At 36.3% G+C, this 9751-nt stretch carries 9 protein-coding genes; all 9 read right to left on the reverse strand.

The genetic code is table 11. The features are described 5' to 3' along the window. Window positions 1-15: 15 nt before the first annotated feature. Window positions 16-1596, reverse strand: coding sequence for an ABC transporter substrate-binding protein (locus DFR80_RS00320; protein ID WP_076546234.1), 1581 nt, complete (start codon window positions 1594-1596; stop codon window positions 16-18). 12 nt (window positions 1597-1608) lie between these two features. Next, window positions 1609-2451, reverse strand: a complete 843-nt coding sequence (locus DFR80_RS00325) for an ABC transporter permease (RefSeq protein ID WP_076546235.1) — start codon at window positions 2449-2451, stop codon at window positions 1609-1611. An 11-nt stretch (window positions 2452-2462) separates the two neighbouring features. Further along, window positions 2463-3407: an ABC transporter permease gene (locus tag DFR80_RS00330; RefSeq protein ID WP_076546236.1), complete on the reverse strand. Its 945-nt coding sequence runs from the start codon at window positions 3405-3407 to the stop codon at window positions 2463-2465. A 221-nt stretch (window positions 3408-3628) separates the two neighbouring features. Then, window positions 3629-4552, reverse strand: a complete 924-nt coding sequence (locus tag DFR80_RS00335) for a pseudouridine-5'-phosphate glycosidase (protein WP_114488870.1) — start codon at window positions 4550-4552, stop codon at window positions 3629-3631. A gap of 57 nt (window positions 4553-4609) precedes the next feature. Then, window positions 4610-5758 (reverse strand): PfkB family carbohydrate kinase, encoded by a 1149-nt coding sequence (locus DFR80_RS00340; RefSeq protein WP_114488871.1) that lies wholly within the window; start codon window positions 5756-5758, stop codon window positions 4610-4612. A 156-nt stretch (window positions 5759-5914) separates the two neighbouring features. After that, window positions 5915-6271: a class II SORL domain-containing protein gene (locus DFR80_RS00345; protein ID WP_114488872.1), complete on the reverse strand. Its 357-nt coding sequence runs from the start codon at window positions 6269-6271 to the stop codon at window positions 5915-5917. Between the two features lie 99 nt (window positions 6272-6370). Next, window positions 6371-6928 carry a rubrerythrin family protein gene (locus tag DFR80_RS00350; RefSeq protein WP_108142576.1) on the reverse strand — a complete coding sequence of 186 codons (558 nt, stop codon included), beginning with the start codon at window positions 6926-6928 and terminating at the stop codon, window positions 6371-6373. Between the two features lie 287 nt (window positions 6929-7215). Beyond that, window positions 7216-9021: a translational GTPase TypA gene (gene typA, locus DFR80_RS00355; protein ID WP_114488873.1), complete on the reverse strand. Its 1806-nt coding sequence runs from the start codon at window positions 9019-9021 to the stop codon at window positions 7216-7218. Between the two features lie 181 nt (window positions 9022-9202). Further along, window positions 9203-9403, reverse strand: a complete 201-nt coding sequence (locus tag DFR80_RS00360; protein WP_202943528.1) for a cold-shock protein — start codon at window positions 9401-9403, stop codon at window positions 9203-9205. Window positions 9404-9751 lie beyond the last annotated feature (348 nt).

Consider the following 9751-nt stretch of genomic DNA (forward strand, 5'->3'; position numbering starts at 1 on the left):
CCAGTACTGGAAAAGTTATTCCAGGTAAGTGTTCCAGAAAAACGGCTGCCAGCTGCCCTTGAAATTTTTGAGTTCAGCTCTTTTAATATGCAGACGGCTGTAATCTAAAATATTAAAGTAGGGAACTGCATCCCAGAGTTTTGCTTCCATTCGCTCTACAATTTTATATCTCTTTTCCTGATCAACTTCTTTCAGCATTTCTGCAAAAATCTGATCCATCTCTCGTGATTCTTCGCTATCCCAATTGCTAATCCATTTGTTTGTACCGGTCCATCCCTGATGAATTTGGGGATCAGGAACTATTTTAATAAAGGGAGATAGATGAATATGCCAGCCTTCTTTTTTAGCTCTTCTTTCTACAACAGTGGGCCGATCAAAAAGCTGCAGTTCAACTTCTACCCCAATCTTCTCAAGCTGATCCTGAATAGCAATTGCTCCCTGTCTTTCCATAGCGTTATCCTGACCACTTAAGATGACTATTGGACTTCCATCGTAGCCTGCCCTGTCAAGAAGTTCTTTTGCTTTTTCAGGATCGTAAACTCCATAGATCCCTTTACCAGCGTCAGGAACATGCCAGGGATTTCCTTCCTCATGTAAGGCGGGTTCTAAACGCCAGAATTTAGGGTTTCCAATCATAGCATAACCCAACTCTTCAAAATCGAGTGCATATGCTATTGCCTGGCGCGCATATTTATTATCAAAAGGTGGATTAGCATTATTAAAAATCAACATTGACATCCGATCCGGATAAATAATCACATTATCTATATTAGGATTGGCTTCAAATAAAGAATACTGATCTCTTGGAACCTCCTCTGCAAAATGGAACTGACCTGTCTGTACACCAGAGACTCTCACCTGAGCATCAGGAATAAAATTAAATACAATCTTATCTAAATAAGGAATTCTTTCACCAGCAAAAAATGAACCTTCCCGAGGACTGGGACTGTAATCTTCAAATCGGGTTAAGACCAATTTCTGGTCAGGTACCCATTCCTCATATTTATATGGTCCAGTACCAACATGGCGGTCAATAACATCAGAACCAAATTCATTGACAACTTCTTCTGCTCTTACAACAAACTTCTGATTAGAAACTGGAGAAGCCAAAATATTCAAAAATGGAGCATAAGGCTCTTTAAATTTAAAACGGATATTATATTGGTCAATCTTTTCCACCCTATCAAAATATGGTGAAACAAGCTGACCACCGTTATTCAGCTCCAGCCACCTTTTAAAAGAAGCAATTACATCATCAGCATTCATCGTCTGACCATTGTGCATTGTCACATTTTCTCTTAATTTAACGTCATAAACAAGACCATCTTCTCCTATCTGGTAGCTTTCAGCCAGATGGGGAGTTAAATTAAGATTTTCATCAAATTCAAAAAGTCCTTCATATACATGATTCATCATAGCTGTAATCAGAGAATCAGTTGAATTATCACTATCCAGGTGGGCTACAGACATCTGAAGCGCTGCATTAAGAGTGCCACCATAATGGTCTTCTTCCTGAGCCAGAACATTGCCGCTCAATAACAGTGAAAAAACTAATGTCATTAAAACAACAGCCGTAATCTTTATTTTTCTCCTCATTTTTCCACCCCTCTATTTTTTTAATGTGTTCTTTAAATGTGGGTCCAACAAATCTCTCAGTCCATCTCCCAGTAAGTTTAAGGAAAGAACTGCTAAAATAATCATTATACCTGGAGCAAGTATCATCCAGGGCGCAACTACCATGTATGTCCTGGCATCTGTAACCATAGCTCCTAAACTTGGAGCAGGTGGCATAATACCAACCCCCAAAAAACTCAATGCCGCCTCATCCAAAATGGCTAAAGCAAAATTAAAAGTGGCCTGAACCATGATTGGAGATGCCGAATTTTTTAATATATATTTAAAGATTATTCTTGAATCCTTTGCCCCTACAGATCTGGCAGAATCAACATAATCCAGATCTTTAATTGATATTACAGCACTCCGAACTATTCTTGCCATCTTGGGAAAATAGGCAAAAGATAGGGCAAGGATAATATTTAATTTACCAGCTCCCCAGATAGCTGCCAGCGAAATGGCGATAATAATTCCGGGAAACGCCATCAAGGCATCCAGAATCCGCATTACAATTTTATCTATTTGGGAATAATATCCTGCCATCACTCCCACAATCCCACCAAAAATGACTGTTAGCAGCACAACTGCCAGTCCAACCTCCATCGAAGTTCGAATTCCATAAAGAATACGCGTAAAAACATCACGACCAAACTGGTCTGTGCCCAGAAAATGCTGATAAGAAGGTGGCTGAAGTCGATTGCGAGCATCATTACGAACAGGATTATAGTCTGTCAGCAGAGGAGCAAAAAGACTTAAAAAAGCAATAATAATCAGAATAATTATTGAGGTTGTGATATATGGATGTTTATATCTTTTATATTTCTTTAAAAATAACAATTTATTACCCCTTAATGATAGCGAATTTTTGGGTTTAAAAAAGCATAGCTTAAGTCAACAAACAAATTCAAAATCACATAAATAACTGCTACAAAGATAATCGAAGCCTGAATAACAGGTATGTCTCGTCGCATAATCGCATTTATCGCCATAAAACCAGTACCGGGTATCACAAAAATAGTCTCTACAATCCAGGTTCCTCCCAGCAACACTGCAAAGTTATGACCAATTACAGTAATTACCGGCAGCATAGAATTTTTTAAAGCATGTTTAAAAACAATAATTTTAGTTGATAAGCCTTTGCTTTTGGCTGTCCTTATATAATCCTGTTTGAGAGTATCAAGCATGGCACTTCTAGTCATTCTTGCAATTAGGCCTGCCTGCATAAAGGCCAGTGTTATTGCAGGTAAAATTAAATAGCGAAAACTACTAAATCCAACCTCAATAAAAGGTTCATAGCCGCTTACAGGAAACCAGCCCAATCTGACAGAAAAGACAAACATTAACATCAAAGCCAGCCAGAAGCTGGGTATCGAAATTCCTAAAAGAGAAACAGTAATCGAAAATTGGTCTAAAATTTTTCTGTGGTTGACTGCTGCCAGTATACCCAGAAGAATACCGACACTTATCCCCAGTATTTCAGCCAGAATAGCAATTAAAAAGGTGGGCCTCATCCGCTCAATCAAAACTTTTGCAACCGGAGCATTTAAATACAGTGATTCACCAAAATCTCCTTTTATTATATTTGCCAGCCATCTAAAAAATCTCATAATTAAGGGTTGATCTAAACCAAGACTCTCTTTTACCCTTGCAACTTCAGTTTCTGTTGCCATATTGCCTAATATAACACGAACCGGATCACCGGGCATCAAATTTGTAATAAAAAAAGCAATTACAGCTACAATAAAAATTATAGGAATCAAAAGCAGTAATCTTTTTATAATATAATTCCTCATTTTTTTCACTTCCTGATTATGACATCTCTGCATCTTTTAATTAATATTATCACAATAATATAAGTATATCAATCAAGAATAGTTATTATTTATATACCCTGTAATTATATCTTATCATCTGATTTAACTCGTTTAATGTCAATTTAATTACAAATTGAAAAACCACCGCTCTCGCAGTGGTTTTAAATAGTAATATCACTTAACTTATAATATTTATTTTACTAGATTTTATTTGCAAATGCTCTGGCAATTTGGGCGCCTACTACTGCGTTATTTCTAACCAGAGATATATTTGTTTCCAGACTTTTTCCGCCAGTTATTTCTTTAATTCTGTCTAAAAGAAATGGAGTTAATTCCTTACCTTTAATCTCATTTTCTTTAGCTTCAGCCAGAGCCTGTTCAATTTTCTCGTTGATTACAGAGTATTCAATCTCATCTGACTCTGGTACTGGATTTGCAATTAAAACTCCCCCCTCTAGTCCCAGATCCCATTTCGCCTTTAAAATATCAGCTGTATGCTCGGGGTTCTCTAAGCGGTAATCACAGTTATAACCACTGTGGCGGCTGTAAAAAGCAGGTAATTCTGCAGTTTGATAGCCGAGCACAGGAACACCAAAGGTTTCTAACTTTTCCAGAGTTAAACCAAGGTCAAGAATTGATTTTGCTCCTGCAGCAATTACAGCGACTGAAGTCTTTTTTAATTCCTCTAAGTCTGCTGAAACATCAAAAGTTTTTTCGGCTCCTCTGTGAACTCCACCAACACCACCAGTTACAAAGATTTTAATTCCTGCTAGATCGGCTGCAATCATTGTTCCAGCAACCGTGGTAGCACCATGTCTTTTTTCTGCCAGCACTACAGGAAAATCTCTTCTGCTAACTTTCACAACTTCATCTGATTTTCCTAAAAACTCGATTTCTTCTTTAGTCAGCCCCACTTTTATCTGACCATCAATTATACCTATTGTCGCTGGAACTGCTCCATTATCTCGTATAATATCCTCAATTTCTAAAGCTGTTTCTATATTTTTAGGATAGGGCATCCCATGAGCAATAATTGTTGATTCTAAAGCTACAACAGCTTTACCGGCCTCAATTGCTTCTTTAACCTCATCTTTGATTTCTAAATACTTCTCTAAATTTTTCATTTTTTACCTCCAATTATTTTAATAAATTTCTTTTAAACTAAACCTCTGTCAAAATTTCTATTTTAATTCTGCCAGATCTGGGTTACAGGTTAACTCTGATTTTACTGTTAAAGCTGAAGCCTTAATTCCAAGTTCTATAGCCTCTTCCAGCGGCAGTTTATTCATTATCCCGGCAGCCAGGCCTGCTGTAAGTGCATCTCCTGCCCCGGTAGTTTCTACAATTTCTTCACTATTAATCTCTGCTGCCTTAAAATGCTTTAACTTAGCTGAACCATTATCGTGACTTAAATAATAAGCTCCATCGTTACCTGTACTAATAATTAATTCTGGCAGATATTTATTATCTTCAAAAAAGTTCTGCACTCTTTTGACTCTATTTTTAAGACTTAACTTACGGCTATTCTCGGATTCTTCAATCTTTACAATATCCAGAACAACTTCTATTTCATCCAGATTTCCTCTTAAATAATCAATTTTTTCCAGCTTACCTTTTAATTTAAGTGCTTTTTCCACAGAAACTGCATCAGCTATTTTGACCATTTTCTTTTCCGAACATAGTTCTAAAAGATAGTTAATTGTTTTTTCTTCTAAGTTTGTGTCAAAAATCATCATCGCAGAAGTTTCAATTATTTTTCGCTTTTCCCGGAGATAATTGCTGTCTATTTCCTTTAAAATTCTCATATCATTTACTGCCCCGATTAAATCCCCCTCCTGATCAAGGTGGGCCAGATAGACTCCTGTTTTATGCTCCTGAGCAGATGAAATTTTAAAATGAGAGATATCTACTCCTGCATCTTTGGTCTCTTCTTTTAATTTTTGTCCAAAATGGTCACTGCTAATTGCTGTCAGTAGAACTACTTCCTGGCCTAAAAGTGCCATATCTTCAGCAATATTACGTCCTACTCCACCGGAGCTTTCCTCAATCCAGCCTGGACTGGAGCTTCCCTTAATATAGTTAGGGCTGTAACCTTTAATGTCCAGATTAGCCCCTCCAACAACTACAACTTTTCTTTCAGGGGCAGTGATATAACCTCTTCCCAGAAGATAGCCCTTTGTGCTCAAATGATGAATATAGGTTCCGACTGCTGATTCTGAAATCTCCAGCTGAGCTGCTATTTCTTCTCTGCTGACTGTGGCATCTTTTTTAATCAAATCAAGAACTTCTTTTTCCCTTTCTGTTAACTTTTCTATTTTCAGCACCTCCATTTTTAAATATTTATTTATTTAATTAAATTATTGTTTAAATAAAGTATAACAGATCAACAGCTTTTTGTAAATATATTTTTTGAATTTTTCTTATAAAATGAAAAAAACCGCCCATAAAGGGCGGCAATTAAGTACTTAATTTTTATTTTTTATTTCTTATTCTACAACTTCAATAGATTTTGAGCCTTCCCAGTGACCGTGCAGATTACAGAATGCATATACATTTAAGTCACAGGATTCTTCTAACTTAACTGTTAAAGTTGCTTCTGCTTTCATATCAGGAGTAAAGTCTACTCTGGCCAGACTTGCATAATTGGCATAGAGATCAAAATACTGAATATAGTGATCTGTACCCATTGGATGAGTAATTTCTTTACCAAAAGTAACTTTTACCTCAAAATATTCACCTTTTTTTACCTGATCAGGACATTGAATATAAGGAACATGCTTCTTTTCTAAGGCTGTCTTATCTTCTCCAGTGTTTTCTAACTTCTTAAGATCATAATAACCCATTTTAAATTCCTCCTTATAGTTTTTAATAATTACTTAATAAACTAAATCTACTTTATATCATCAAAGTAATTGAAAAATTTTAATCAACTCAGCAATTAATTACTTAGTAAATTTACGGAACTTGGAGCTTGGTTCTCCACAAACAGGACATTTTTCTGGTACACCATCTACCACAGTGTGGCCGCATACCTGACAGATGCTTACATATTCTAATTCAATATCTTCACCATTATCAACATGCTCTTTAGCATCTCTAAAAAGCTTAGCGTGGATCTGCTCTGCTTCTAGAGAATAGTGAAATGAGCGTACTGCATCAGATTCTCCCTGCTCTTTAGCAACTAAACTGTAGGCAGGATACATCTGTTCAATTTCGCCTTCCTCACCAGCAATAGCACCAACAAGGTTTTCGGAAGTAGTACCGTAACCAAATTCTCCTCCACCAGCAACTAAAAATCCACCTTCTTCATTTTCGTGTGCTCTAAAGTGATTACCAGCGTGAACCTGCTCAGCATTGGCGATAGCTTTAAAAAGTAAAGCTACATTTTCGAAACCTTCTTCTTTAGCTTTCTCGCCCCAAACTATGTAGCGCTGATAAGCCATACTTTCTCCAGCATAAGCGGAACGTAAATTTTGAGCTGTTTGATCATTATTTACCATTTTTTACATACCTCCAATTATTGATAATTATTACTGTTAATAGTATAGCATCCCATATCAAGTTCTGTCAAGAACAATTACTGATAAATTTCAGTAAAACAGAATACTTCCTCTTACTATATATCATTCTATTTAAATCTAAATATTCCTGCCTCAAAACAAAAGATAGTTAAATTTTAACTCAATTTTAATATTTTTTCTAGCGTTTTTTGATTATTCAATTAATTGAGCAGTAATAAAAATCCAGCCAGAATTTAATCCAGCCGGATTGTTAATGCAAGTATTTGTTATTTATTATTTCTAAGTCTCATTTTTTCATTTAATATCTTTTTCCGCAGACGAATTGCCTCCGGGGTGATTTCAACCAGCTCATCATCTTCTATAAACTCTAAAGCCTGCTCTAAAGTAAACTTCTTGGCAGGTGCCAGATTAATAGAATCATCAGAACCGGAAGCTCTCACGTTGGTCAACTTCTTATTTTTACAGGCATTTACTGTCAGGTCGTTTTCACGACTGTGTAGGCCAATGATCATTCCTTCGTAAACTTTTGTACCTGGTTCAATAAACATTTCGCCTCTATCTTCTAAATTAGAAAGGGCATAACCCATAGCAGTCCCCTCCTGATTGGAGATTAAAACACCATTTTTACGCTGTGGAACTTCACCCTTAAAAGGCTCATATTTTTCGAAAGAGCGAATCAGAGTACCCTCACCACTGGTATCATTGATAAATTCACTCCTAAAACCAATTAGACCTCTGGTTGGTACCAGATATTCTAAATGTACATAATCACCTTCGGGCATCATAGAATGCATGATTCCCTTTCGCTGATTTAATTTATTAATTACCGTTCCGGAATATTTCTCCGGCAGCTCGACCATTACTTTTTCAATAGGTTCATGTTTTTTGCCGTCAATTTCTTTCATTAAAACTTCAGGCTTGGATACTGAAACCTCATAACCCTCTCGCCGCATATTTTCTAATAAAATTGAAAGGTGCAGCTCCCCGCGTCCTGAAACCTTAAATGCTTCAGTGTTTTCAGCTTTTTCAACTCTTAAGCCTACATTTACTTCTAGTTCTCTTTCCAGCCTTGCTTTAAGATGGCGGGTGGTTAGATATTCACCTTCCAGGCCAGCAAATGGTGAATCATTTACCAGAAAATACATGGCCAGAGTTGGTTCAGCAATTTCTATCATCGGCAGGGGATCAACTTTTCCTACTTCACAGACAGTTTCCCCAATTGAAATATCTGGAAGCCCGGCAATTGAGACAATTTCTCCACTGTGTGTTTCCTCAACTGCATTTTGTTTTAAACCTTCATATACAGATAACTTAGTTATCTTACCCTTTTTAGTTGAGCCATCACGCTTATAGACTTCAACCTGCTGACCATCTTTAAGTGTTCCCTGATAAACGCGGCCAATACCAATTCGACCGAGATAGTCATCATAAGCAAGGTCATAAATCTGCATCTGCAGGGGCTCTTCATCTAAATCAGGATAACTTTCCACACTCTCAATAATTGTTTCAAAAAGCGGATCTAAGTTTTCACTTTCATGGTCCAGCTCAAAAAATGCCTTTCCTTCAACTGCAATTCCATAAATCACAGGGAATTCTAACTGATCGTCATCGGCAGAAAGCTCGATGAAAAGATCAATAATCTCATCATGTACCTCTTCTGCTCGCTGATTATTTTTATCTATTTTATTAATGAAAACAATTGGTTTAATTCCTTTTTCCAAAGATTTCTTTAAAACAAACCTGGTCTGCGGCATCGGGCCTTCAGTCGCATCTACTATTAAAATTGCAGAATCTACTGCTTTAATAACCCGCTCTACCTCAGAGGAAAAATCCGCGTGCCCTGGTGTGTCAACAATATTGATCTTGACTCCATTGTGCTCGATAGCACAGTTTTTAGAATAAATTGTAATACCACGCTCACGCTCAAGATCATTGCTGTCCATTATACAGTCTACAACTTCTTCGTTTTCTCTAAAGACTCCACTCTGATTTAAAAAAGCATCGACCAGAGTTGATTTACCTGCATCAACATGAGCAATAACTGCCAGATTTATTATTTCTCTTTTATCCACACTAAAAACCCTTTCTCTTATAAAGTTAAATTTAACTTCCTTATTTTTTTACTAATGAATTTGACTTAATAACTCAAAAAATTAAATAATTTTTTATTTAGCTTCTATAATTAGAAAAACCCTGACCACTTAAAAAAGTAATCAGGGCTTACAATTCTTGATTATAAAACTTTTATATGCTTTATAACTTAACGATATTTGCAGCTTGTGGGCCGCGGTCGCCTTCTACGATTTCGAATTCTACTTCCTGACCTTCTTCAAGGTTTTTGAAACCGTCTTCTTGAATTGCTGAGAAGTGTGCGAACACGTCGTCTCCGTCTTCTCTTTCAATAAATCCAAATCCTTTTTTCCCATCAAACCACTTAACTGTTCCTGTGTAAATCATTAAATTATTCCTCCTAATTTTTCTCGATGGAAGTCTTACTTGTTTTTGTTTTCCATCTTTTACAGTTTAGCATTATTAAATGCTCCTGTCAACCATTATTTTAAATTATTTTTTTATTGCTTTTATTTTCTCTTTTATAGACCGGCATTTAGCCGCTCAAATACTTTTTGTATTCTAAATTACAATTTTAGATCCTATTTTTGAATCCGGTAAATAAAGTTAATAGTTTAGAAAAGCTCTGTCCAATTGAATGAACAGAGCCTTAAATTCATAAAACTATTTATGCTTTATAATTTAACGATATTAGCAGCTTGTGGGCCGCGATCGCCTTCTACGATTTCAAAT

The sequence above is a fragment of the Halanaerobium sp. ST460_2HS_T2 genome (assembly GCF_003337665.1).
GTDB classification, from domain to species: domain Bacteria; phylum Bacillota; class Halanaerobiia; order Halanaerobiales; family Halanaerobiaceae; genus Halanaerobium; species Halanaerobium kushneri.